This window comes from Burkholderia sp. ZZQ-2, assembly GCF_050768715.1.
Lineage (GTDB): Bacteria > Pseudomonadota > Gammaproteobacteria > Burkholderiales > Burkholderiaceae > Burkholderia > Burkholderia cepacia.
On record NZ_LDVA01000077.1, the window covers coordinates 14,865 to 37,687 of the forward strand.

A 22,823-nucleotide genomic window follows, 5' to 3' on the forward strand; every position below is an offset into this window, starting at 1 on the left:
TTGCGCCACGATAGCAGCGTCGGTGCAAACGTGCATCCCGGCCCGGGTGACGAACGCGATTCGATGCGGATTCAACGGTGCGGCATGGCGACGCATGGCGTGCGGGTGTTCCCCCGCTTCAGGACGATCACGACGCGCGGCCGTTGCCCCCCGGCCTCAAGGCTTGCCGTGCCGGGCCAGGAACCGGTCGAGCTGCGATGCAAACGTCTTGCCGTCGCGCGCGCTGAACGGCGCCGGCCCGCCCGTATCGATCCCGGCGCTGCGCAACTGGTCCATCATCGCGCGCGTCGATAGGCGTTCCTCGATGTTCTCGCGGCTGAACCAGTTGCCGCGCGGGTCGAGCGCATGCGCGCCCTTGTCGAGGACGGCGGCGGCCAGCGGGATGTCGGCGGTGATCACGAGGTCGCCGGCTTCCGCCAGCTCGACGATCCGCGCATCGGCGACGTCGAAGCCGGCCGGCACCTGCACCGCCTTGATGAACGGCGACGGTGGCGTGCGCAGGAACTGGTTCGCGACCAGCGTCACGCGGATTTCGGCACGACGCGCGGCGCGAAACAGCATGTCCTTGATGACGGCGGGACACGCGTCGGCATCGACCAGTACTTGCATGGCGGTTTTTCCCAGTGGGCAGAAGCAGAAGCGGCGATCATAGCGCACCGCGGCCGGCGATCAGCCGGCGCGGCCGGTGCACAGCGCGTCGGCCGTCACCCACTGCGCGCCCCACGCGGCGGCCAGCCGCTCGCCCTGCCCGATCCGCACGGCCGCATCGTCGAAGTCGACGAACACGACGTGATCGGCCGCCGCGGGTTTGGCCGGCATCTCGCGCGTGCGTCCGTCGGACAGCACCCACAGCCAGCGCTGCTTGTCCGGATCGCGCCGCGCCGCACGCGCGAGCAACTGCGCGGCGGCCGCGATGCCGTCCGCGAGCGGCGTACCGCCGCCACCGTCGACCGGTTCGAGCCAGCGCGCATTCCACCAGCGCGGCACGGCCGGGCCGAAGCGCCGCGCGGCGCCGTCACCGCCGAAACAGATCAGCGCGGTTTCGACCCGATCGCGCGCGGCCTCGTCGAAATACGCGACGATCAGCCCCTTCGCCAGTGCGAGCCGCCCGTGCGACAGCATCGACGCCGAACAGTCGAGCACGAAGCAATGCAGTGCATCCGGTGCGCCAGCCCGCTTGCGGAAGCGCAGATGGCCGCGATGCAACGGATCGCCGCGCTTCGCGGCGAACGTCGCCGGCCATGCGACGGCCGTGCCGGTGCGCGCCGTGCCCGGCACGCGCGCGGCTGCGCCTGGCTGCCATCGAGGACCGCGAACGGCGTTCGCGGCGGCGCCGGCTCGATGGCTCAGTGTTTTTTTAGCGGCAGCGGCACCACGCTTTTCACGTCGCGCAGCCCCGCCGGCTCGGGCCGCAGGTAGCCCCAGTCGCCCTGCGCGACCGCGGCGCCGTTCCCGCTTGCGGCCGGTTGATCGCCCGGCTGCTGGCGCGCATCCGGCGGCGAACGGTCGTCGCGTGCATGATCCGGCTGCGACGCGCCGGACGACGGCGGCGCACCGGCATGGCGCCGGTGCCGCAGCACGGCTTCGGCCACACGCGCCACATGCGACACCGTTACCGTATCGGCCTGCTCAAGTGCGGCGAGCGCGCGCGCCGCGCGCAACATCACGAGGTCGGCACGCAGCCCGTCGACGGCCGCGTCGATGCACAGCGCGCTGACGTGCGCATGCACCGCATCGCCGAAATCGAGTGTCGCCAGCCGTGCGCGCGCCGCGTGAATCCGTTCGCCGAGTGCGCGCTGCGCGGATGCGTGGCGCGCGCGGAACGCCTCCGGATCGAGATCGAAGGCAAGCCGCGCCTTCACGATCCGCTCGCGCTGCGCGGCGTCGAAGCAGTTCTCCAGTTCGACCATCAGGCCGAAGCGGTCGAGCAGTTGCGGACGCAGCTCGCCCTCCTCGGGATTCATCGTGCCGACGAGCACGAAGCGCGCGTCGTGCGCATGCGACACGCCATCGCGTTCGACGATGTTCACGCCGCTCGCGGCGACGTCGAGCAGCGTGTCGACGAGCCCGTCGGCGAGCAGGTTCACCTCGTCGACATACAGCACGCCGAGATGCGCCCGCGCGAGCAGGCCCGGCCGGAAGCGCACGCCGTTGTCGGCGAGTGCATGCGCGAGGTCGAGCGTCCCCGTCACCTGCTCGTCGCTCGCCGACAGCGGCAGCGTGACGAACTGCCCTTCCGGCAACAACTCGGCAAGGCCGCGCGCGGCGGTCGATTTCGCGGTACCGCGCGGGCCGCTCACGAGCACGCCGCCGAGCGACGGGTCGATCGCGGCGAGCAGCAGCGCCTGCTGCAGGGCGTCCTGTGCGACGAGCGCCGCAAACGGAAAAACCGCGCGCGCGCGGTGCGTCGTCGGATCGGTCATCGCCGTCCCCCTTCCTGGAGTTGTTCGCTGTCGAGCCAGACCGTTTCGATCCGCTCGCGATAGTCGCCCGGCTGCTGCCACAGGCCGCGCTGCATCGCCTCGACGAAGCGTTCGCAGATGCCGTGCAGCGCCTTCGGATTGTGCCGCTCGAGGAACGCGCGGGTGGCGTCGTCGAACAGGTACGCGTCGGCGACGAGCGCGTACTGGTGGTCGGACAGCACGCGCGCGGTCGCGTCATAGCCGTACAGGTAGTCGACGGTCGCCGCCAGCTCGGCCGCACCCTTGTAACCATGGCGCTTCACGCCGTCGAGCCATTTCGGGTTGACGACGCGCGAACGGATCACGCGCGCGATTTCCTCGCGCAGCGTGCGCATCTTCGGCGCGACCGGATTCGCGTGGTCGCCGTGGTAGATGCTCGGCTGCTGCCCGGACAGGTATCGCACCGCCGCGGTCATCCCGCCCTGGAACTGGTAGTAGTCGTTCGAATCGAGGATGTCGTGCTCGCGGCTGTCCTGGTTCTGCACGACCACGTCGATCGTCGCAAGCCGCTCGCCGAACACGTCGGCCGCGGCGTCGCCCGCGCTGTTCTGCGCATACGCATGGCCGCCCCACTGGCGGTAGGCCTCCGCGAGATCGGCGTCGGTCTGCCAGCGGCGCTGGTCGATCAGGTCCTGCAGGCCCGCGCCGTAGCTGCCCGGCCGCGCGCCGAACACGCGCCAGCCGGCGCGGCGCCGCGCTTCGTCCGGCGCCACGCCCTGTGCGACCCACTTCGCGCGTTCGCGCTCGATGCGCGCGCGGATCGGGTTCAGTTCCTCCGGCTCGTCGAGCGCGGCCACCGCCTGCACCGCTGCGTCGAACAGGTGCATCAGGTTCGGGAACGCGTCGCGGAAGAAACCCGATACGCGCAGCGTCACGTCGATGCGCGGCCGGTCGAAGATCTCGATCGGCAGGATCTCGAAGTCGGTCACGCGGTGGCTGCCGTGCGCCCATTTCGGCCGCACGCCAAGCAGCGCGAACGCCTGCGCGATGTCGTCACCGCCCGTGCGCATCGTCGCCGTGCCCCACACCGACAGCCCGATCGCGCGCGGATAGTCGCCGTGATCCTGCAGATGGCGCTCGATCAGCTGCTGCGCGGATTTCAGGCCGAGCGTCCACGCGGCCTGCGTCGGCACCGCGCGCGTGTCGACCGAGTAGAAATTGCGGCCGGTTGGCAGCACGTCGGGGCGGCCGCGCGACGGCGAGCCGCTCGGCCCCGGCGGCACGAAGCGGCCGTCGAGCCCGCGCAGCAGCTGACGCATTTCCTCGCCGCCGCACGCGTCGAGCGCCGGCAGCAGCGTCGCGCGGACGCGTTCGATCACGGCGAGCGTGTGCGGCCAGTCGCCGGGGGGCGTCGCGTCTTCCGCGCCCGTACGGCTGCCGTCGGCCGCACACAGCCTGTCCAGCCATTGCTGCGCGAGCCGTTCGAGCCGCTCGCGCGTATCGCCCGCGTGGCGCCACGGCGATGCATCGAGCGCCTGCAGGATCGCCGGTCGCGGGCCGACCCACGGCGCGGCCCAGTCGGCCGCGAGCGGATCGAAATCGTCGCCGAGCGCGAGATCGCGCGCGAGCGCGCCGATCAGTCCTGCGCGTGCGCCCTTGCCGTCGCCGACCGGAAAGCGCGCGAGCGCCAGCAGCGTGTCGCGCCGCTGGCGCCCGGCCGGCGACACGCCGAACACGTGCAGCCCGTCGCGAATCTGCGCTTCCTTCAGTTCGCACAGCCACGCGTCGACGCGCGTCAGCAGCGCGTCCTCGTCGCCCGCGTCGCGCGGCGGCGACACGCTCAGCTCGTCGTGCAGCCGGTGTTCGGCGATCGTCGCGAGGATCGTCTTGCGCAGCAGCTTCGCGCGCCGCGCATCAACCATCAGCGCTTCGTAGTATTCGTCGACCTGCCGCTCGAGATCCTGCAGCGGGCCGTAGTTTTCCGCGCGCGTGAGCGGCGGCATCAGGTGATCGACGATCACGGCCTGCGCGCGGCGCTTCGCCTGGCTGCCCTCGCCCGGATCGTTGACGATGAACGGATAAAGATGCGGCAGCGGCCCGAGGGTCAGGTCGGGCCAGCACGCGTCGGACAGCGCGACGCTCTTGCCCGGCAGCCATTCGAGGTTGCCGTGCTTGCCGAGGTGGATGATCGCGTCGATGCGATACGCATCGCGCAGCCAGAAATAGAACGCGAGATACGCATGCGGCGGCACGAGATCCGCGTCGTGGTAGCTCGCGTAGTCGTTCTCGCCGCGCGAGCGCGACGGCTGGATGCCGACGAACACGTTGCCCGCGCGCCAGCCGGCGATCGTGAAGCGCCCTTGCCGCAGCGTCGGATCGGCTTCGGGCGGGCCCCAGCGTGCGTTCAGCGCGTCGCGCACGGCCGCCGGCAGCCGTGCGAAGTGCGCGACGTAGTCGGCCAGCGGGAAGCTCTGGAAGGCGGGGCGCAGCGCATGCACGGCCGCGTCGTTGGTCACGCCTTCGGTGAGCCGCGCGATCAGCGCGTCGCCGTCGGGCGGCAGGTCGGCCACCGCATAGCCCGCGTCGCGCAGCGCCGCGAGCACGCGCAGCGCGGACGCCGGCGTATCGAGCCCGACACCGTTGCCGATCCGCCCTTCGCTTTGCGGATAGTTCGCGAGAATCAGCGCGACGCGCTTGGTCGCGTTGTCGAGCGTGCGAAGCCGGCACCAGCCGCGCGCGAGCGCCGCGACGAACGCGATCCGCTCGGCGTCCGGCTGGTAGCGCACGACGTCGACCTCGGTGTGCGGGCAGCGGTACGCGAGCCCCTTGAAGCTCACCGCGCGCGTGACGATCCGCCCGTCGACCTCGGGCAGCGCGATGTGCATCGCGATGTCGCGCGCATGCAGGCCCTGGTTGTCGGCCACCCATGCGTCGCGATTGCCGCCGGACAGGATCACCTGCAATACCGGCGCGTCGCCGGCGAGCACGTCGTGTTCCGGGCTGTCGATCGCGCCGGCCGCGAACGCGGTCGTGTTCAGCACGAGTGCGACGTCGTGCGTGTCGCAGAGCTGCGTGATGACTTCGCGGCTCACCGCATCCTTCAGCGACGTGACCGCGATCGGCAGCGGATTCAGCCCCTCCTGAACGAGCGCATCGGCCAGCGCATCGAACACGGCCGTGTTCGCGGCCTGCCAGTGCGCGCGATAGAACAGGATCGCGACGACGGGTGCGCCCGGCGTCCAGCGCGGCCGCCAGTCGTCGACGCTCGCGCGGTCGCGCGCCGGGTGATACAGCGCGGCGGCCGGCAACGGGCGCGGCGGTTCGGGTTCGTCGCCGAACCCGAGTGTGTGGAATGCGATGCTGCGCAGCAGCGCCTCGGCGTTGTGCACGCCGCCTTCGCGCAGGTAGCGCCACCACAGCCGGCACAGGCCGGGCGCGACGGTGCTCTTCGCGACGAGGTTCGGGTCTTCCTGCAGGTCGCCCGAGAACATCGCGAGCTGCTGCGCGCGCTTCGACGCGAGCGACACGGCCTGCTCGATCCCGTACGGCCAGTACGCCTCGCCGCCGAGATGGTCGATCACGACCGCCTTCGCGTGCTGCAACACGTCGTCGACGTAGAAATCGACCGACGCCGGCTGCCGCAGGAACGTGACGTTCGCGAGCCGCACGCTCGGGAAGCCGGCCGGCAGGTGCGGCACGACGCTGGCAAGCAGCGACAGCGTCGTGTCGGCCGAGCTCAGGATCACGATGTCGGCCGGCTGCTGGTCGATCCGGACGACACCCTGCGTATCGTCGACGAAGCCGCCCGGCGTGGTGCGCAGCAGATGCATCGTGCGTTACGCCTGTTGCGGCTCAGCCGCGCACGCGGCGTCGAACGCGCGTTGCAGCGCCGCCGCGTCGAGATCCTCGCCGATCAGCACGAAGCGGCTCGCGCGCGTTTCGCCGTCCTGCCAGCGACGGTCGAAGTAGCTGTCGAAGCGGCGGCCGACACCCTGGATCACGAGCCGCATCGGTGCGCCGGGCAGCGCGGCGAAACCTTTCGCGCGGTAGATCGTATGCGCTTCGACGACGCGCTGCAGCGCGGCGATCGTCGCCTCGCGCGTGCCGGCATCGCCGGACACGACCACCGAGTCGAAATCGTCGTGATGGTGATCGTGATCGCCGTCGTCGGCCGAGCCGTGATGGTCGTGGCGCAGATGGATCGTTTCTTCCGATGCCGATTCGAGGCCGAGCAGCATCGCGAGATCGAGCTCGCCGCGCGTCGCGCGCACGATCTTCACCTGCGGCGGGATCTCGTCGCGGATCGCGGTTTCGATCTGCGCAAATTCCGCGTCGCCGACGAGATCGGCCTTGTTCACGATCACGAGATCGGCGGACGACAGTTGATCGGCGAACAGCTCGTGCAGCGGCGATTCGTGGTCGAGGTTCGGATCGGCGCGGCGCTGCGCGTCCACGGCCTGCGGGTTTTCCGCGAACTGGCCGGCTGCGGCGGCCGGCCCGTCGACGACGGTCACGACCGCGTCGACCGTGAAGCTGTTGCGGATCGTCGGCCAGTTGAACGCCTGCACGAGCGGCTTCGGCAGCGCGAGCCCGGACGTCTCGATCAGCACGTGGTCGATGTCCGCGCGGCGCTCGACGAGCGCTTCCATCACCGGATAGAACTCTTCCTGCACGGTGCAGCACAGGCAGCCGTTCGCGAGTTCGTACAACTGGCCCGATGCTTCGCCTTGCGCACCCCCGGCCTCCTCGCAGCCGATGCCGCAGCCCTTGAGGATTTCGCCGTCGATGCCGAGTTCGCCGAATTCGTTGACGATCACCGCGATGCGGCGGCCTTCGGCGTGCTGCAGGATGTGGCGCATCAGCGTCGTCTTGCCGCTGCCGAGAAAGCCCGTGACGATCGTGACGGGAAGCTTGCGTAGGGTCATGGTAGGTCCTGTGTCGAAAAAGGAATCAGCCCGGGATCGTCGCGTCGATGGCGGCGTGGCAGTTCATCTGGCGGATCGCGGGCATGCCGCCGCGCGATCCGGACGGACAGTCGCGGGACGGGCGGAACGACGAATCGGACATGGTGCTTCCTTGCGAACGGTCGACATCGTGAATGCCAACACGGCTGCCGCCGGCCCGGCTCGCGCCGCCTGCCGTTCACCGCGCCGGCCGGCGCGGGTTCGCGCAGCGGCAGATCGGCGGTGGAAACGAGCAACACGCGGGCGTCGGGCCTGCTGCGGCCGTGGACGATGCGCCGCCTCCCCGCGGCGCTGAACCCCAACGTTTGGGCCGGTATCCGGGCTGGCGAACACGCCGCTTCGCCTTCCCGGATGGACAGCAATCCAGTGGCGGTCGTCCGCATGCGCGCGGCATGCGGCGAAGCGGCGCTGCGTGGCGCTTGTGCGCGACGCGTTCGCTTACCGTTGCGGGGGCAGCACAGGTTGGCTCGACTGCGGCGCAGGCAGGCTCCCTGTTTCCCGTTTAACTGCGCGCACCGGAGCGGCGCGCGCGAGCACCAAAACGCGTGCGAGTGTAGGCGGCGGTGCGGGGAGCGTCAAGGCAAAACGGGCTGCCGGGCCCGGTTCCGGAGGGCCGCCGTGCGCGGCCGGACGCCGCGCACGGCGGTTCGCGCGGGGGAATCGCTGTGCTATCGTAGCGCCGCGTTCGGTGCTCGCATGCGCATTCCGTGCATGCAGTTAAACGGGAAACAGGAGGCGGATCGCCGCCCTGCCTGTGCTGTCCCCGCAACGGTACGCCGCCCGCGCGACGCGCTTCCCCGCGCACGCGCCCATGCCGCCCACGATGCCACTGCCCGTCCACCGGGCGGGAAGGCTGCGGCCTGGCAAGCGGCCAGCCCGGATACCGGCCGACGCAAGGGGCGAGCCCGATGCTCGCCGAACGCCCGATCCGCGGGGGACGGATCGAGTGCGCATTCCGCCCGCGTCCGCGCGGGCTTCGTCCGATCCGTCATGCTTCACCTGTCTGCTGGCCGCCGCCCCGCCCGCCTTCCCGTTTCCACTGTTTCGACACGGTGCGCGCCGTGCCGCGCCCGATGAGCCGCGCCTGGCTCATCGGCGCCGGCCCCGGCGACGCCGACCTGCTGACGCTCAAGGCCGTCCACGCGATCGGCTCGGCCGACGTGCTGCTCGTCGACGATCTCGTGAACCCCGACGTGCTGCGCCATGCGCGCGCCGATGCGCACATCGAGCACGTCGGCAAGCGCGGCGGTCATGCATCGACGCCGCAGGAGGCGATCGTCGCGGCGATGCTCGCGCATCTGCGCGCGGGCCGCAGCGTCGCACGGCTCAAGGGCGGCGACCCGTTCGTGTTCGGCCGCGGCGGCGAGGAGCTGGCCGCGCTCGGCGCCGCGGGATTTCAAGTCGAGGTCGTGAGCGGCGTCACGGCGGGCATCGCCGCGCCGGCCGCGCTCGGCATTCCGGTCACGCAGCGCGGCGACGCGCAGGGCGTGATCTTCGTCACGGGCCACGGCGCGGGCGCCGACGAACCCGACTGGCGCGCGCTCGCGGCCACGCGCATGACGATCGTCGTCTACATGGGCATCCGCCGGCTCGACACGATTGCAGCCGCGCTGCGCGAAGGCGGCCTGCCCGGCGACACGCCGTGCGCGGCGATCGAGAACGCGACGCGCCCCGAACAGCGGCACGTGCTCGCGACGCTCGACACGCTCGTCGAGCGTGTCGGCGCGACCGGCATCGGTTCGCCGGCGATCGTCGTGATCGGCCGCGTCGCGGCGTTCGCCAACGATCCCGCGGTACGCGCCGCACTCGGCGGCCGCGCGTGATGCGCGTCGCGATCGGTGTCGGTTTCCGCGCGGGCGTGACGGCCGCGCAACTCGATGCCGCGATCCGCGTCGCGCTGATGCGGTACCCGGCTGCCGAACCGGCGCTCGTCGCCACGCTCGCCGACAAGGCGCGCGCACGCGCGTTGCGTACGCTGTGCGCGAGACGCGGCTGGCCGCTCGTCGCGTTCGACGCGGCACAGCTCGCGAGCCGCCCCGAACTGGCCGTGAGCGGCCCGTCGGATGCCGCGCTCGCCCGCTTCGGCGTCGCGGGCGTGGCCGAGCCGTGCGCGCAGCTCGCGGCGCCGCACGGCCGGCTGCTGGGCCCCAAATCCATCCGGGACGGCGTGACGGTCGCACTCGCCGGCCCGCTCTGAACCCTTTGTTTCGCTTTCTTTCGACAGGACGAATCCGATGAAAACCGACGCCGAATCCCATCAACGGATGACCGAACGCCGCCGCGCGGGCCACGAGAAGAAACAGGCCGCCGCCGTCAACGAAAAGGGCCTGCTGATCGTCAACACCGGCAACGGCAAGGGCAAGAGCACGGCCGCGTTCGGCATGGCCGTGCGCGTGCTCGGCCACGGCATGCGGCTCGGTGTCGTGCAGTTCATCAAGGGCGCGCTGCACACGTCCGAGCGCGACTTCCTCGGCGCGGTTGCCGAATGCGATTTCGTGACGATGGGCGACGGCTACACGTGGAACACGCAGAACCGCGACGCCGACATCGCGACCGCGCGCAAGGGCTGGGACGAGGCGCGCCGGATGATCGAAAGCGGCGACTACCGGATGGTGATCCTCGACGAGTTGAACACGGTGCTGAAGTACGAATACCTGCCGCTCGACGAAGTGCTCGCGACGCTTGCCGCGCGTCCCGATTCGGTCCACGTCGTCGTGACCGGGCGGCATGCGCCCGATGCGCTGATCGACGCGGCCGACCTCGTCACCGAGATGCGGCTCGTCAAGCATCCGTACAAGGAGCAAGGCGTGAAGGCGCAGCGCGGCGTGGAGTTCTGAGCATGCCCGCCTGCCCCGCGCTGTTCGTCAGTGCGCCCGCGTCGGGCCAGGGCAAGACGTCGGTGACGGCCGGCCTCGCGCGGCTGCACCGCCGGCTCGGCCGCCGCGTGCGCGTGTTCAAGACCGGGCCCGATTTTCTCGATCCGATGCTGCTCGAACGCGCGAGCGGCGCCCCCGTGCATGCGCTCGATCTCGGGATGGTCGGCGAGGCCGGCTGCCGCGCATTGCTTGCCGATGCCGCACGCGATGCCGACCTGATCCTGATCGAAGGCGTGATGGGGCTGTTCGACGGCACGCCGAGCAGTGCCGACCTCGCGGCTGCGTTCGGCGTGCCGGTCGTCGCGGTGATTTCCGCGAAGGCGATGGCGCAGACGTTCGCGGCGATCGCGTTCGGGCTCGCCCGGTTCCGGCCGGGGCTGCCGTTTCACGGCGTGCTCGCGAACCGCGTCGGCTCGGCCCGGCACGCGGAACTGCTGCAGCAGGCGCTGCCCGAGGACCTGCGCTGGCTCGGGCACGTGCCGGCCGATGCGGGCATCGCGCTGCCGGAGCGGCATCTCGGCCTGTACCAGCCGGCCGACATCGACGATCTCGACGCACGGCTCGATCGCGCGGCCGACGTGCTCGCGCAGACGGCGCTCGCCGAATTGCCGCCCGCCGTCGCGTTCGCCGAACCGGACGCCGCGGCGCCGCTGCCGCGTGCGCTTGCCGGCAAGCGGATCGCGATTGCGCGCGATGCGGCGTTTTCGTTCATCTATCCGGCGAATCTCGCGCTGCTCGAGGCGCTCGGCGCGCGGTTGCGGTTCTTCTCGCCGCTCGCCGACGAACCCGTGCCGGACGATTGCGACGCGCTGTTCCTGCCGGGCGGCTATCCGGAACTGCATGCGGCGACGCTCGCGGCGAATGACGCCACCGCACGGACCCTTCGCGCGCATGCGGCAGCTCGCCGGCCGATCGTCGCGGAATGCGGGGGGATGGTGTATCTGTGTGAATCGCTGACCGACGTCGACGGTGTCACGACGTCGATGCTCGGGCTGTTGCCGGGGCGGGCGACGATGCAGCGCCGGTTCGCGGCGCTCGGCATGCAGCAGCTCGATACGCGTACCGGGCCGATGCGCGGCCATACGTTTCATTATTCGACGCTCGCGACGCCGCTGAAACCGGTCGCGAACGCGGCGCGCCCCGACGGCAAGCCGGGCAGCGGCGAAGCCGTCTATCGCCACGGCGCGATCGTCGCGACGTACATGCACCTGTACTGGCCGTCGAATCCGGAGGCGGTCGTGGCGCTGTTCGGCGGCACGGCGTTCTGACCGAAAAAACGGCGAGGCGCCGCGCTGTCAGGGTTTTTCGCGGCCCGGCGCTTCCGAGCGCGAAGTGCGGATCACGGTGCCGTCGGGCGAGAAATGCGCGTTGAACATCGCGTCGCCCGATACGCCGCCCTCGGCCCAGTGCCAGCTCCACACCTCTTCGTGGCTCAGCGCGTATTGCGCGATCTCGGTCGGCTTGCCGAGCAGTTGGCGCACGTCGTCCTTCGACATCCCGGGCACGACCTTCGCGATGTTCGCCGCCGTCAGCGCCTGCGTGATCGACACGAGCCGGCCGTCGGGCCCGAAATCGAGCATGTAGGTGCTCGTGCCGTACGGGCCGCGCGGATATTCGAACCGCTGCGAGCCGTCGTCGCCCTGCCTGACCATTTCCGGCTTGCCCGCCTGGCGGAGCACGTCCTCGGTCGTCGATACGCCCGGCTGCAGATTGCCGAACGCCATCGGATCGGGCTTGATCGCATTCACCGCGTCGGCCACTTTCTGGTCGTCGCACCCGGCTGCCAGCATGGCGACCGCACAGGCGGTCAGTACGGTCAGAAGCTGTTTTCGCATTTCATCCACACCTGTATTCATCGCGCCGGTCCGGCGTCGCGCGCAGCGTAGCACGCGACCTGTTCCGTCGATGTCAAGGAGCGTCAAATGCGGTCACGGCCGCCGCGACCGGTTTTGCAGGCGCGGCAGCTCGCACGCCGCCGCGCCGCCGCATCACACCAGGAACGCCTCGGCCAGCTTGACCCAATACGATGCGCCGGTAGGCAGTGCCGCGTCGTTGAAGTCGTAGCCGGGGTTGTGCACCATGCAGCCGCCCTCTCCGTCACCGTTGCCGATGATCAGGTAGCAGCCCGGCCGCTTCTCGAGCAGGAACGCGAAATCCTCGCTGCCGGTGAGCGGCACCATCCCGTCGATCAGGTTCGCTTCGCCCACCCACTCGCGCGCGACGCCGCGCGCGAACGCGGTCATATCCGTGTCGTTGACGAGCACCGGGTAGCGGCGCTGGTAGTCGATCGTCGCGGTCGCGCCGAACACGGCGGCCTGCGCATGCACGACTTCCTTGATGCGCGTCTCGAGCAGGTCGCGCACCTCCGGCTTCAGCGCGCGCACCGACAGGCGCATCTGCGCGCGATCGGGAATCACGTTCGGCGCCTCGCCCGCGTGGATCACGCCGACCGTGACGATCGCCATGTCGAGCGGCGACACGTTGCGCGACACGATCGTCTGCAGCGCAATGACGATCTGCGCGCACACGACCACCGAATCGACCGCCTTGTGCGGCACCGCGCCGTGGCCGCCGCGACCCTGCACGTCGATGACGACGGTATCGGACGACGCCATGAACGGCCCCGGCAGGAAGCCGAATTTGCCCGTGGGGAAGCCCGGCATGTTGTGCATCGCGAAGATCGCGTCGCACGGGAACAGCTCGAACAGCCCTTCGTCGAGCATCTTCTTTGCGCCGCCGAGCCCTTCTTCCGCCGGCTGGAAAATCAGGTTCAGCGTGCCCGAGAAGCGGCGCTCGCGCGCAAGATGCTTCGCGGCCGCGAGCAGCATCGCCGTGTGGCCGTCGTGACCGCATGCGTGCATCTTGCCGGCGATCTTGCTCTCGTACGGCAGGCCCGTGGCCTCGTGGATCGGCAACGCATCCATGTCGGCGCGCAGGCCGAGGCGCTGCGTGCCGTTGCCGACCTTCAGCTGCGCGACGACGCCCGTGCCGCCCAGCCCGCGATGCACCGTGTAGCCCCACGACTGCAGTTGCTCGGCGACGAGATCGCTCGTCGCGAATTCCTCGAAGCCGAGCTCGGGGTGGGCATGGATGCGGTGCCGGATCTCGATCATTTCATCGGCGAGGCCTGCGGGAATCACGCTGTGCGTCACGGTGTCGTCTCCTGTTTCTGCGGGGAATGTGCAGGCAAGGATAGTCGGTTCGCCGGCAACCGGGCAGACGAAAAGTCGTCGCGGTAGCAACCAACGGTTGCCGTTTCTGGTACCGCGCACGATATGAGCTGACCGGCCATCCGGGTGACTGCCGCACACGGTTCGGGCGCGTGAGACTGTGGGCTTGACAGCGATTTGACGAGCGCCAGGATTCGACGATGACCGTTCAAGCATCCGGAATAATGCCGACACATCAACGTGTTACAGGCAATTGTTCACTTTTTGACGGCTGTACATTTTTTGTGTACGCTGATGAGCAAGTGAACAAGCAATCGCCTCCGATGCCCGAGAACGCCCCCCTTCCGATGTCGGAACAGCACGTGCTCGACGAAGCCTGCGCCGCGTTCGAACGCGCGACCCGGCGCTTCGGCGCGCGGCCCGTGCGCGTGCCGGCCGCGTATGCCGGGCAAGCCGACGCGATGATCCGCTTCGACGTTGCCGGGCACGTATTCGAGATGCCGGCCGCCGTGAGCCTGCGCGTCGAATCGCTGCCGGGCGCACTCGCGGCACTGCGCCGCCGCGGCGTCGCAGCCGCGACACCCGGCGAGCGGCCGCTGATGCTGATCGCCCCCTATCTTTCGGCCGAACTGGCCGCCGGCCTGACCGACCAGGGCATCCCGTTTCTCGACACCGCGGGCAACGCATGCCTGATTCAGCCGGAAGCGACCGTGATGATCGCGGGCCGGCCGAAACCCGCACGCACGCCGCGCCGGCAGGCATCGCGCGCGACGACGCCGAAGGGGCTGGCCGTGATGTTCGCGGTCGCGACACAGCCGGGCCTCGTCGCGCAGCCGTATCGGGCGATTGCGGCCGCATCGGGTGTCGCGCTCGGCACGGTCAACCTCGCGATGGACGACCTGATCGCGCGCGGCCTCGTCGGCCAGCGCCGCAATGGCGAGCGCCTGATACCCGACTGGCCGCGCTTCGTGCACGAATGGGTTGCGCTGTACCCGAGCCGCCTGCGCGCGAAACTGCCGAGCCGTCGTTATGCCAGCCTCGCGCCCGACTGGTGGCGCGATTTCGATTTCGCGTCGTTCGATGCGCGGCTCGGCGGCGAACCGGCGGCCGACCTGCTGACGCACGATCTGAAGCCGGCCGAGATCACCGTCTATACGCACGGCGCGGCATCGAACCGACTGCTGCTCCAGGCCCGCCTGCGCCCGGACGACCACGGCGACGTCGAAATCGTCGAAGCATTCTGGCCGCACTCGCCCGCGCTCGATTGGCACGAGCCGCGCATGCCGCTCGTACCGCCGCTCCTGATCTATGCGGATCTCGTCTCGTCCGGGGACAGCCGCAACCTTGCCGCCGCCGAACGGATCCATGACCGATACCTCGCCCATCCGCCCGCTTGAAGTCGACGCGCGCCGGCCGCTCGACCCGGCGGCGGTCGCGCTCTTGCAAGCGGTGAGCCGTGCCTGCACGCGCGTCGATGCGGCCTTCGTCGTCGCCGGCGCAACCGCGCGCGACATCCTGATGTGGCACGTCCACGGCATCCGGCCGGTGCGTGCGACACGGGACGTCGACGTTGCGGTGTGCGCGGTGAGCTGGCCGTTTCACGCGCAGCTCGTCGATACGCTCGTTGCGACCGGGCAGTTCACGCGCGCACCGAAACAACAGCAGAAACTGCTGTTCGACAGCGGCACGCACGGTTTTCGCACCGAACTCGATCTCGTGCCGTTCGGGCCACTCGAAACGCCGCCGGGCGCGATCGCGTGGCCGCCGGGCGGCGAATTCGTGCTGAACGTGCTCGGTTTCCAGGAAGCGGTGGACACCGCGCAGCCGGTGTCGATCGACGCGCGCACCGTCGTGCCGGTGGCCAGCCTGCCGGCGCTCGCGCTTCTGAAGCTGCTCGCCTGGAAGGACCGCCGTGCACGCCAGAACAGCGATGCGTACGACCTGCTGTTCCTGCTGCGGAATTTTCACGATGCAGGCAATCGCGAGCGCATCTGGGACGCCGCCCCCGACCTGCTGGAGCTGCATGCGTTCCAGCCCGGCCTTGCCGCCGCCGCGCTGCTCGCGCGAGACGCGAAACGGATTGCCTCGCCGCACACGCGCGACGCGATCCGCGTGCTGTTGTCCGACGAAGCGACCTATGCCACGCTCGGCCAGGATCTGCTGGCACGTGCGTTCGCGCTGTTGCCGGGTGAATTCAGCGATGACGCCAACCGGTATCTCGACGCATTTCGCGACGCCTTTCTCGCGGATTCACCCGCACCGCACGCATGACACGACGCTGTGGATGTGAAGCCGCGACGTCATCCCGCTTTCGCACTGCCGCGCTCAGGCCGCCCAGTCTTCGAGCGACAACCCGGCCACCCGGCCGAACTCCCGGCCGTTGTTCGTGACGAGCACCGCACCGGCGGCGATCGCATGCCCGGCGATCGACGCATCGTTCGCACCGATCGGCGTGCCGCGCGCGGCGAGATCGGCACGAATCGCGGCCGTCGCATCGACGGCCGCCGTATCCCACGACAGCACGCCATCGAGCCGCGAGACAAAGGCCGTCACGAGTTCCGCATGCTTCGGCGACGCCTTCCTGCCGACTGCGCCGAACCGCATTTCGGCATAAGTGATGGCCGACACGACGATCCGGTGCTGCGCATTGACGCACGATTGCAGCCGCGACAGCACTACCGGCGGCCGCTCGCGCATGATGAACGAACAGATGTTCGTATCGAGCATGTAGAGCGTGGTCACTGGCCGGACTCCGTCGGCGCGGCGCCGCCGGAAAGGTCGAAGCGGCCGGACTCGATCACGGCCGGGCGTTCGGCGAGGAAATCGGCGTCGGCCAGCGGTTCGCTCGCGAACGAGAGCCACGTGGGCCGCACCGGCCGCAGCATCAGTGTGTCGCCCTCGCGGCGGATCTCGAGTTCCGTCACCCCCTCGAACTCCATGTCCTTCGGGATGCGGATTGCCTGGTTACGGGCGTTCTTGAAAATGGAAACGGTGCGCATGAGCCACTCCATGGGAGTACGATGCGCCCATTCTAGACATATGCCAGCATATGTCAAATTGAGAGGACGCAAATCGGACGTCGCGCCCCACGCTGCCACGGGTGTTTTTGTCATGTTGCCGGCCTGTCGTCGATGAGGAGAGCGATCCATTCTTCACGACGCAGGCCACGCAGTCCATATCCCGAACGGCCGATGCCGGTGCGGCACCGCACCGCGCGCAACGTCGCACCGACGCTGCGCACCCGCGCCGTCACGGCAACCGGAAAGTGTCGAAGAATGTGTCTCGCTCGATCACGGTGAGCGCCGCGCGCTTGTGCGGGAAATCGAACTCCTTCAGCGTGTAGAACCCGAGCCGGTGCATGTACGCGATGTGCCGCACGTGATCGACGCGCGGCTCGCCGACGAGCCGCTGCGTGCGCGGTTCGTCGACGAACATGTAGTGCAGCACCCCGCTCCACCATGCATGCAGCTTGCCGGCGCTCTGGAACCGCGAGTCGCCGATCAGCAGGTGCAGCCCGCGATCGTAGTCGTGCGCATCGTAGAACGGCGCGAGACGATCCTCCTTCGCCCAGTAGAACTCGAAATAGCCGAACGGCGTGTCGTCGAAATAGCCGATCATCGGGTGCATGTGCGGATCGGCGAGCCGCTCGGCAAGATACGCCGCGTGCTCGTCGCGCGTGCCGCGCTGGTCCCAGAAATGCGCGACGCGATCGAGGTTCATCCAGCCGCTGAACAGGTCCGCATGCGCGTCGATGTCGACGGTGCGCAGGCTGAACGTCATCCCGACCTGCGGCATATGGCGTGCATAGATCTCGCCGGCCGGCGACGGCGGCCGCACCGGGTGCCGGTGCCCGTTCGTGATTGCATGGCGCAGCGGCATCCCGCCCGACGCGGGCGCCTTCAGCCACGGTCGCGGGTTCTGCCAGAAGGTCGTGCGCGATACGGTGAACCGCAGCGTGTCGCCCTCGGCCTGCGCGCCGTCGATCACGCCCTCGCGCACCGCGCGTGCGACGTACGACGCAACGGCCGCCGCATCGGCGCCGCCGAGCGGCACCGTGATCGTCGCCGCGTCGTATCGCGTGTCGGTGTTGAAGAGCGCGACGAACGCCGCGAGCAGTGCCTCCGGCGAATCGTCGGGCCGCCACGCGTCGAGCGAGCGCTCGGCGACCGTCATCGCCGGCCCGTGCGCGGCGCCGTCGAGCGCCGCGGCCACTTCACCTTCGACGGCGTCGGCGGCGCCGGCCGGTTTCGTCAGCGTGTCTTGCATCACAGTGCTCCCGCGTCGTGGCGATCGGCGAGAACGTGCAGCCCCCGCTCGAGCGCCGGAAACAGGCTGCGCTGGAAGTTGTTCCAGCGCAGTTCGAGAATCGTGTCGTCCGGTGCGATCGGCGTGTCGAGCACGTCGCAGATCACCTCGCCGGAATCGATGCCGTTGTCGACGTAGTGGAACGACGCGCCCGTCATCATCACGGGCTCGACGGACGACGTCGCGCCGCTCGCCCAGTCGACCCGTTCGCCGCGCGCGCCGTGCAGCGCGTCGAGCGTCGCCCATGCGCCGCGCCGCTGGTACGGCGAACCGTCGGCGGTGATGCCCGGGTGGATGTTGGCGATGCGCCGGTGAAAGCGCGCGCCGGGCCGCACGAGCTCGTCGAGGATCACGAGCAGCCCGTCGAGCACGACGACATCGGCTTCGAGTTCGAGCAGGCGCTCGAGCAGGCGGCGCTCGAACGCCTGTTTGCCGGCTGCACGCTCGCGTGCGTCGCGCGGCAGCCGCCGGTATGTCGACGCAATCGTGCAGAACAGTTCGTCGACCGGCCGGCCCTGCACCGTCAACCGTTCCGGTAGGATCCACGGGCGGCCCGGCGTGCGGGCGAAACCGTAGTCGGCCACCTTCGCGCGGTCGGCCGGCGAACCGTCGTCGTCGTCGACGATCACGCCCTTGAGCGTGTAGCGCTCGCCGAGCGGCGAGTCGTTCAGGCGCTCGACGAGGAATTCGAGCGGCGCCTTCATGTAGCGCGTGCCGCCCTGATAAGCGACCGGCTGGCCGGCGCGATCGGCCGCGCCGTTGCGCAGCGACTGGATGTAGACGAGATTTTTCTTCGGCATGGATGCGTCGTGGAAAAGCGGACGAAGGCGCCGCGACCGGCCCGCGCCGGCCACGAAGGCCGGCCGGCGGGCCGCGGCGCGCATCGTCACCAGTTGTATTTCGCGGTCGCGATCACCGTGCGGTCGGTGCCGAACACGCAGACGTTCATCGACTGGCAACCGCTGATGTAGTGGCGGTTGAACAGGTTCGTCCCGTTCACGGCAAAGCGCCAGTTACGCGTGTCGTAATGCACGCCCGCGTCGAACAGCGTGACGCTCGACACCGTCAGCGAGTTGTCGGCCGCACCGGCCGACGCGCTCTGGTAGCGAACGCCGCCGCCCAGGCCCAGGCCCGACAGCGGCCCCGTGTGCCACGTCCAGTCGGCCCACAGCGACGCCATCTGGCGCGGACGCGGAATATCGACCGGCCAGTTGTTCAGCGACACGTCGTTCGCCTTCACGTTCTTCACGTCCTGGTACACGTACGACGCGATCAGCGACAGGTTCCGCGTGACCTTGCCGGTCGCGCTCAGCTCGATCCCGCGCGAACGCACTTCACCGGTCTGCACCGACTTCGTGCCGGTAGGGTCCTGATCCGGCAGCGCCGGCGTGAGCACGTTGGTCTGGTTGATCTGGTAGATCGCCGCGTTCAGCATCAGGTTCTTGCCTGGCGGCTGCCAGCGCAGGCCGGCCTCGATCTGCTTGCCGCGCGTCGGCTGGGGCAGCCCGCCGCCGAGCAGGTTCACGCCGATCAGCGGGTTGAACGACGTCGCGTAGCTGACATACGGCGACAGCCCGTAGTCGCCCTGGTACGTGAGGCCGACGCGGCCGGTGAACGCCGTCACGTCCGCCTTCGTCGACGTGCCGCCCGCGCGGTCGTCCATCCGCATGTTGACCCAGTCCTCGCGGCCGCCGAGCGTCAGCGTCCAGCGGTTCCACTTGATCTGATCCTGCGCGTACAGGCCGAACGTGTTCATCGTCGTGTACGTGTTCGTACGGAACGTGGTGTCCGGATTCGAGAACACCGACAGCGTGACCGGCGTGTAGACCGGGTTGTAGATGTTCAGCGGCGACGCGGCAGCGAGCCATTCGCTGTCGGTCGCGGTCTGGCGGTTGTACTGGAAGCCGAGCAGCAGCGTGTGCTGGAGCGGGCCCGTTGCAAACCGGCCTTCCAGGTTGTTGTCGATGTCGAAGCGGCTGTAGTTCATCTGGAACACGCCGGCCCAGCGCGACACGTCGGTCGTGCTGCCGTCGACGAAGCCGTTGCCGAACACCGAGCCGTTGTCGAGCGACAGGTGCATCAGGCGCGTGTTCTGGCGGAACGTCCACGCCGGCGTCAGGTTTCGTTCGAACTGGTAGCCGACCGACCACTGCTTCTTGCGGTAGTAGTTGAAGTTCGGGTCGCCTTCGTAGACGTCCTTGTTGATTTGCCCGCTCGGGTTCGGCAGCACCGTGCCCACCGCCGGGACGAAGTTCGACGAGATGTCGCCCCAGTCCTGCAGGTACGTCGCGGACAGCGTCAGCGACGTATCCGCGTTCGGGCGCCAGCGGAACGACGGCGCGAGCGCGACGCGCTGGTCGTTGTTCGGGCCGGTCAGCGCATTGCCGTCGCGCGCGACGCCGACGAACCGGTACGCGTACTTGCCGTCCGGGTCGAGCTTGTCGCCCACGTCGATCATGAACTGCTTGCGCGCGTAGTTGCCGATCTGCACGCCGGCCTCGCGCACGCGCTCACCGTCGGCGAGCTTGGTCTGCACGTCGATGATCGCGCCGGGATCGCCCGCGCCGTACAGCACCGAGGTCGGCCCGCGCAGCACGGTGATGCTGTCGATCATGTACGGATCGACGCGCCAGCTCGCGAGGTTGATCGTGTTCGGCACCTGCAGCCCGTTCACGTAGGCGGTCGGCGTGAAGCCGCGCAGTGCCGCGTACCAGTCGGAACGGTTGTCCGAGCCGTACGACGAGAAACCCGGCACGTAGCGCAGTGCCGCGTTCACGTCGGTCGCGCCGGTCATCTCGATCTGCTGCGCGGTGACGACGTTGATCGTCTGCGGGATCTCGTTGATCGGTGTATCGGTCTTCGTGCCGGTCCGGCTGCGCTTCGCGACGAGCCCGACCGTGCCGTCCCCTTCCGAGGCCGCGTTGACGTTGATCGTCGGCAGCGTACCGGTCGACGCACTGGCCGCCGCACCGCCCTGCGCACTGCTGGCCGACGCCGCGGCGCCTGCGTTCACGGCCGGCGCCGTCTGGGCATATGCCTGCCCCGCCGCCGCACCGAACGCCACGCTTGCCGCGGCTGCGATCGCACGCAAACGCGTGCCTGTTGCCCACTCCATCTTTCTCTGCTCCACTTTTTTCATGCGGTCTCCGACCGCGCCTTTGTCAAAGAGCGAAAGCCATCCGGCCCGCGCTCACCCCGTTTTCTTGTCTTGCCTTGGCCGCGCCTTCGTCATGGGCGGGCGCGATCCCGTCTTCGAGCGACGCGCAGATTTCGTCCGCGCGGCGTGCCAGCACCGACAGCAACGTGTCGGACAAACCGTGGCTGTCTTCGCAGCAGCCTTGCAGGTAGATGCGCGGCGCGAAGTGCGCGGGCGTCGCGAGCAGGTAGTCGCGCGTGACGTCGCCACGCTCGAGCGCATCGCCCAGGTGCGGCGCGAGCCCTTCGAGCAGCGCCGAATGCGTGTCGCGGCGGTAGCCGGTCGCGAGCACGAGCGCGTCGAAGCGCTCGACGCGCGTCGCACCGCTCATCCGGTCGCGCAACGTCAGCTCGATGCGGCCGTCGGCGGTGCGCGCCGCGCCCTCGATCGCGCTGTTCGCGAGCAGCGCATGACGCGGCGTGCCGTCGATGCGCTGCAGGTACAGCATTTCGTAGATCTGTTCGATCAGCGGCCGGTCGACCACCGCGTAGTTCGTATCGCGATAGCGCTCGAGCAGCGCGCGGCGCGCGTCATGCGGCTGCGCATAGACGACATCGGTGAATTCGGGGCTGAAGATCTCGTTGACGAACGGGCTGTCGTCGGCCGGCTTGAGCGCGCCCGCGCGCATCACGAGGCTCGCGTCGACATGCGGGAAGCGGCGCGCGAGATCGATGAACACCTCGGCCGCGCTCTGCCCCGCGCCGATCACCGCGACGCGGCGGCGCTCGCCGTCCGGCGACGCGACGAGCCGGTCGATGTCGGTCAGGTAGGACGACGAGTGGATCACGCGGTCGCGGCCGAGCGCGGCGAACGCGTCCGGGATCGCCGGCGTCCCGCCGACGCCGACCGACAGCGCGCGCGTGACGCGCTGGCGCTCGTGGCCGGCGGCGTCGCGCGACAGCACGCGCAGCGCGTCGATCCGCGCGCCGTCGCCGCGCACGGGCTCGATGCCCAGCACGGTCTCGCTGTAATGGACGCGATCGTCGAACGCGTCGGCCACCCAGCTCAGGTAGTCGTGGAATTCGACGCGGGTCGGGTAGAAGTTCTTCAGGTTGACGAATTCGTTCAGCCGGCCGCGTTCGAACAGGTAGTTGATGAACGTGTAGCGGCTTTTCGGATCGCGCATCGTGACGAGATCCTTCAGAAACGAGATCTGCATCCGGCAGTCGTCGAGCAGCATCCCGCGATGCCAGCCGAATTCAGGCTGGCGCTCGACGAAGCAATGGGCGAGCGTACGTGCGCCACCGCGCTCCGCGAGGCGCACGGCCAGCGCCAGATTCGACGGCCCGAAGCCGACGCCGATCAGGTCGAATACGGTTTCTCTCTGCATGTCTCAGCTCCCTTGTCGGTGAATCCGGCCCGTCAGACGTGACGGCCGGAGAAGAACGTCTCGCGCAGCGTGCGCATCCACAGCGGCTGCGCGTCGGCCAGCGCGAGACGGCGCTGCCGCGCGAAGCCATGCCGCGCGAGATGGTCGGCAACCCGCGCGTGGCCGGCCGGAACGGCACAGCCGACCGCTTCGGTACGCGGATCGTCGAGAAACAGGTAATGAACGACGGACGGCAGCCAGCCCGCCACGCAATGCGGGCCGCGCCAGCGCGATTCGCCGACCAGCATCCGCAGCCCGCGGTCGTAGTCGCGCGCCGCGACGTGCGGCGCGAGCGCGTCTTCCTTCAGCCAGAACGCCTCGAAATACGCGAACGGTTCGCCGTCGAAGCAGCCGACGAGCGGCGTGACGTGCGGGTCGGCATCCGGTGCCGCACCCTGCCCGCCGTCCACGCCAGGCTGCGCGCCCGGCCAGCCGTCGCGCACGCGCGGCTCGTCGAACCAGCGCGCGACGCGTTGGGCATCCTCCGCCGGCTGCCAGCCGCGCAGCGTGAAGCGCACGCCGAGCGCCGGCAGGTCGCGCG

20 protein-coding genes and 2 riboswitches are annotated in these 22,823 nt (G+C 69.5%); of the genes, 6 read left to right on the plus strand and 14 right to left on the minus strand.

All coding sequences use genetic code 11. The features are described from left to right. Nucleotides 1-156: 156 nt before the first annotated feature. The 5 genes from ABY44_RS03400 to cobW form a co-directional block, all read right to left on the minus strand. The gene (locus ABY44_RS03400) at nt 157-609 is read right to left on the minus strand and encodes a YaiI/YqxD family protein (protein ID WP_060172200.1); all 453 of its coding nucleotides are present in this window, start codon (nt 607-609) and stop codon (nt 157-159) included. A 60-nt stretch (nt 610-669) separates the two neighbouring features. After that, nucleotides 670-1,278 (minus strand): vWA domain-containing protein, encoded by a 609-nt coding sequence (locus ABY44_RS03405; RefSeq protein WP_059653242.1) that lies wholly within the window; start codon nt 1,276-1,278, stop codon nt 670-672. 68 nt (nt 1,279-1,346) lie between these two features. Then, a complete protein-coding gene (locus ABY44_RS03410; protein ID WP_060172198.1) occupies nt 1,347-2,423 on the minus strand; it encodes an ATP-binding protein in 1,077 nt (358 codons plus the stop codon). After that, a complete protein-coding gene (cobN, locus tag ABY44_RS03415; RefSeq protein ID WP_431640844.1) occupies nt 2,420-6,232 on the minus strand; it encodes a cobaltochelatase subunit CobN in 3,813 nt (1,270 codons plus the stop codon). Before cobN ends, ABY44_RS03410 begins: the two co-directional genes overlap by 4 nt. Before the next feature lie 6 nt (nt 6,233-6,238). Beyond that, the gene (cobW, locus tag ABY44_RS03420; protein WP_060172194.1) at nt 6,239-7,327 is read right to left on the minus strand and encodes a cobalamin biosynthesis protein CobW; all 1,089 of its coding nucleotides are present in this window, start codon (nt 7,325-7,327) and stop codon (nt 6,239-6,241) included. 330 nt (nt 7,328-7,657) lie between these two features. Beyond that, nucleotides 7,658-7,922, minus strand: a riboswitch (cobalamin riboswitch). 112 nt (nt 7,923-8,034) lie between these two features. Then, a riboswitch (cobalamin riboswitch) is annotated at nt 8,035-8,272 on the plus strand. Between the two features lie 167 nt (nt 8,273-8,439). Here cobW and cobA point away from each other — a divergent pair. Genes cobA through ABY44_RS03440 form a run of 4 tightly spaced genes read left to right on the plus strand, consistent with a single transcriptional unit; the run spans nt 8,440 to nt 11,510 of the window. Continuing rightward, nucleotides 8,440-9,189, plus strand: a complete 750-nt coding sequence (gene cobA / locus ABY44_RS03425) for a uroporphyrinogen-III C-methyltransferase (protein ID WP_060172338.1) — start codon at nt 8,440-8,442, stop codon at nt 9,187-9,189. Further along, nucleotides 9,189-9,563 carry a cobalamin biosynthesis protein gene (locus ABY44_RS03430; RefSeq protein WP_060172335.1) on the plus strand — a complete coding sequence of 125 codons (375 nt, stop codon included), beginning with the start codon at nt 9,189-9,191 and terminating at the stop codon, nt 9,561-9,563. The genes cobA and ABY44_RS03430 overlap by 1 nt, the downstream gene beginning before the upstream one ends. A 37-nt stretch (nt 9,564-9,600) precedes the next feature. Continuing rightward, nucleotides 9,601-10,203, plus strand: coding sequence for a cob(I)yrinic acid a,c-diamide adenosyltransferase (gene cobO / locus ABY44_RS03435; RefSeq protein ID WP_021160089.1), 603 nt, complete (start codon nt 9,601-9,603; stop codon nt 10,201-10,203). Nucleotides 10,204-10,205: 2 nt separating this feature from the next. Beyond that, entirely contained in the window at nt 10,206-11,510 is a 1,305-nt protein-coding gene (locus ABY44_RS03440) for a cobyrinate a,c-diamide synthase (protein WP_060172192.1), read from the plus strand. A 27-nt stretch (nt 11,511-11,537) separates the two neighbouring features. On the opposite strand, the gene bamE is transcribed toward ABY44_RS03440, so the two are convergent. Then, nucleotides 11,538-12,077: an outer membrane protein assembly factor BamE domain-containing protein gene (bamE, locus tag ABY44_RS03445; protein WP_060084855.1), complete on the minus strand. Its 540-nt coding sequence runs from the start codon at nt 12,075-12,077 to the stop codon at nt 11,538-11,540. A gap of 153 nt (nt 12,078-12,230) precedes the next feature. Next, nucleotides 12,231-13,394, minus strand: coding sequence for a M20 aminoacylase family protein (locus tag ABY44_RS03450; RefSeq protein ID WP_060172190.1), 1,164 nt, complete (start codon nt 13,392-13,394; stop codon nt 12,231-12,233). A gap of 341 nt (nt 13,395-13,735) precedes the next feature. Between ABY44_RS03450 and ABY44_RS03455 the strand changes: the two genes are divergently transcribed. Next, on the plus strand, nt 13,736-14,809 hold the full coding sequence (locus tag ABY44_RS03455) for a type IV toxin-antitoxin system AbiEi family antitoxin (RefSeq protein WP_060172188.1): 1,074 nt from the start codon (nt 13,736-13,738) through the stop codon (nt 14,807-14,809). Beyond that, nucleotides 14,778-15,683, plus strand: coding sequence for a nucleotidyl transferase AbiEii/AbiGii toxin family protein (locus tag ABY44_RS03460; protein WP_060172185.1), 906 nt, complete (start codon nt 14,778-14,780; stop codon nt 15,681-15,683). Before ABY44_RS03455 ends, ABY44_RS03460 begins: the two co-directional genes overlap by 32 nt. A gap of 54 nt (nt 15,684-15,737) precedes the next feature. On the opposite strand, the gene ABY44_RS03465 is transcribed toward ABY44_RS03460, so the two are convergent. From ABY44_RS03465 to ABY44_RS03495, 7 genes are all read right to left on the minus strand, one after another. Then, nucleotides 15,738-16,154, minus strand: coding sequence for a PIN domain-containing protein (locus tag ABY44_RS03465; RefSeq protein ID WP_027787436.1), 417 nt, complete (start codon nt 16,152-16,154; stop codon nt 15,738-15,740). Beyond that, complete coding sequence (vapB, locus tag ABY44_RS03470) at nt 16,151-16,411, minus strand: type II toxin-antitoxin system VapB family antitoxin (RefSeq protein WP_049096496.1); 261 nt, start codon at nt 16,409-16,411, stop codon at nt 16,151-16,153. Before vapB ends, ABY44_RS03465 begins: the two co-directional genes overlap by 4 nt. Before the next feature lie 250 nt (nt 16,412-16,661). After that, nucleotides 16,662-17,678, minus strand: coding sequence for a GNAT family N-acetyltransferase (locus tag ABY44_RS03475; protein ID WP_027787437.1), 1,017 nt, complete (start codon nt 17,676-17,678; stop codon nt 16,662-16,664). Beyond that, a complete protein-coding gene (locus tag ABY44_RS03480) occupies nt 17,678-18,517 on the minus strand; it encodes a formyltransferase family protein (RefSeq protein ID WP_060172333.1) in 840 nt (279 codons plus the stop codon). The genes ABY44_RS03475 and ABY44_RS03480 overlap by 1 nt, the downstream gene beginning before the upstream one ends. An 86-nt stretch (nt 18,518-18,603) precedes the next feature. Continuing rightward, nucleotides 18,604-20,856: a TonB-dependent siderophore receptor gene (locus ABY44_RS03485; protein ID WP_060172183.1), complete on the minus strand. Its 2,253-nt coding sequence runs from the start codon at nt 20,854-20,856 to the stop codon at nt 18,604-18,606. A 22-nt stretch (nt 20,857-20,878) separates the two neighbouring features. Then, entirely contained in the window at nt 20,879-22,243 is a 1,365-nt protein-coding gene (locus tag ABY44_RS03490; RefSeq protein ID WP_027787440.1) for a lysine N(6)-hydroxylase/L-ornithine N(5)-oxygenase family protein, read from the minus strand. Nucleotides 22,244-22,275: 32 nt separating this feature from the next. Next, the coding region (locus tag ABY44_RS03495; protein ID WP_431640846.1) for a GNAT family N-acetyltransferase at nt 22,276-22,823 on the minus strand (548 nt) is incomplete at its 5' end.

What these genes read in the sequence shown, in the direction of transcription:
- ABY44_RS03400 (WP_060172200.1), bottom strand. Translation starts at nt 609, where the DNA reads ATGCAAGTACTGGTCGATGCCGACGCGTGTCCCGCCGTCATCAAGGAC.
- ABY44_RS03410 (WP_060172198.1), bottom strand. Translation starts at nt 2,423, where the DNA reads ATGACCGATCCGACGACGCACCGCGCGCGCGCGGTTTTTCCGTTTGCG.
- cobN (WP_431640844.1), bottom strand. Translation starts at nt 6,232, where the DNA reads ATGCATCTGCTGCGCACCACGCCGGGCGGCTTCGTCGACGATACGCAG.
- cobW (WP_060172194.1), bottom strand. Translation starts at nt 7,327, where the DNA reads ATGACCCTACGCAAGCTTCCCGTCACGATCGTCACGGGCTTTCTCGGC.
- cobA (WP_060172338.1), top strand. Translation starts at nt 8,440, where the DNA reads ATGAGCCGCGCCTGGCTCATCGGCGCCGGCCCCGGCGACGCCGACCTG.
- ABY44_RS03430 (WP_060172335.1), top strand. Translation starts at nt 9,189, where the DNA reads ATGCGCGTCGCGATCGGTGTCGGTTTCCGCGCGGGCGTGACGGCCGCG.
- cobO (WP_021160089.1), top strand. Translation starts at nt 9,601, where the DNA reads ATGAAAACCGACGCCGAATCCCATCAACGGATGACCGAACGCCGCCGC.
- ABY44_RS03440 (WP_060172192.1), top strand. Translation starts at nt 10,206, where the DNA reads ATGCCCGCCTGCCCCGCGCTGTTCGTCAGTGCGCCCGCGTCGGGCCAG.
- bamE (WP_060084855.1), bottom strand. Translation starts at nt 12,077, where the DNA reads ATGCGAAAACAGCTTCTGACCGTACTGACCGCCTGTGCGGTCGCCATG.
- ABY44_RS03455 (WP_060172188.1), top strand. Translation starts at nt 13,736, where the DNA reads ATGCCCGAGAACGCCCCCCTTCCGATGTCGGAACAGCACGTGCTCGAC.
- ABY44_RS03460 (WP_060172185.1), top strand. Translation starts at nt 14,778, where the DNA reads ATGACCGATACCTCGCCCATCCGCCCGCTTGAAGTCGACGCGCGCCGG.
- vapB (WP_049096496.1), bottom strand. Translation starts at nt 16,411, where the DNA reads ATGCGCACCGTTTCCATTTTCAAGAACGCCCGTAACCAGGCAATCCGC.
- ABY44_RS03475 (WP_027787437.1), bottom strand. Translation starts at nt 17,678, where the DNA reads ATGCAAGACACGCTGACGAAACCGGCCGGCGCCGCCGACGCCGTCGAA.
- ABY44_RS03480 (WP_060172333.1), bottom strand. Translation starts at nt 18,517, where the DNA reads ATGCCGAAGAAAAATCTCGTCTACATCCAGTCGCTGCGCAACGGCGCG.
- ABY44_RS03485 (WP_060172183.1), bottom strand. Translation starts at nt 20,856, where the DNA reads ATGAAAAAAGTGGAGCAGAGAAAGATGGAGTGGGCAACAGGCACGCGT.
- ABY44_RS03490 (WP_027787440.1), bottom strand. Translation starts at nt 22,243, where the DNA reads ATGCAGAGAGAAACCGTATTCGACCTGATCGGCGTCGGCTTCGGGCCG.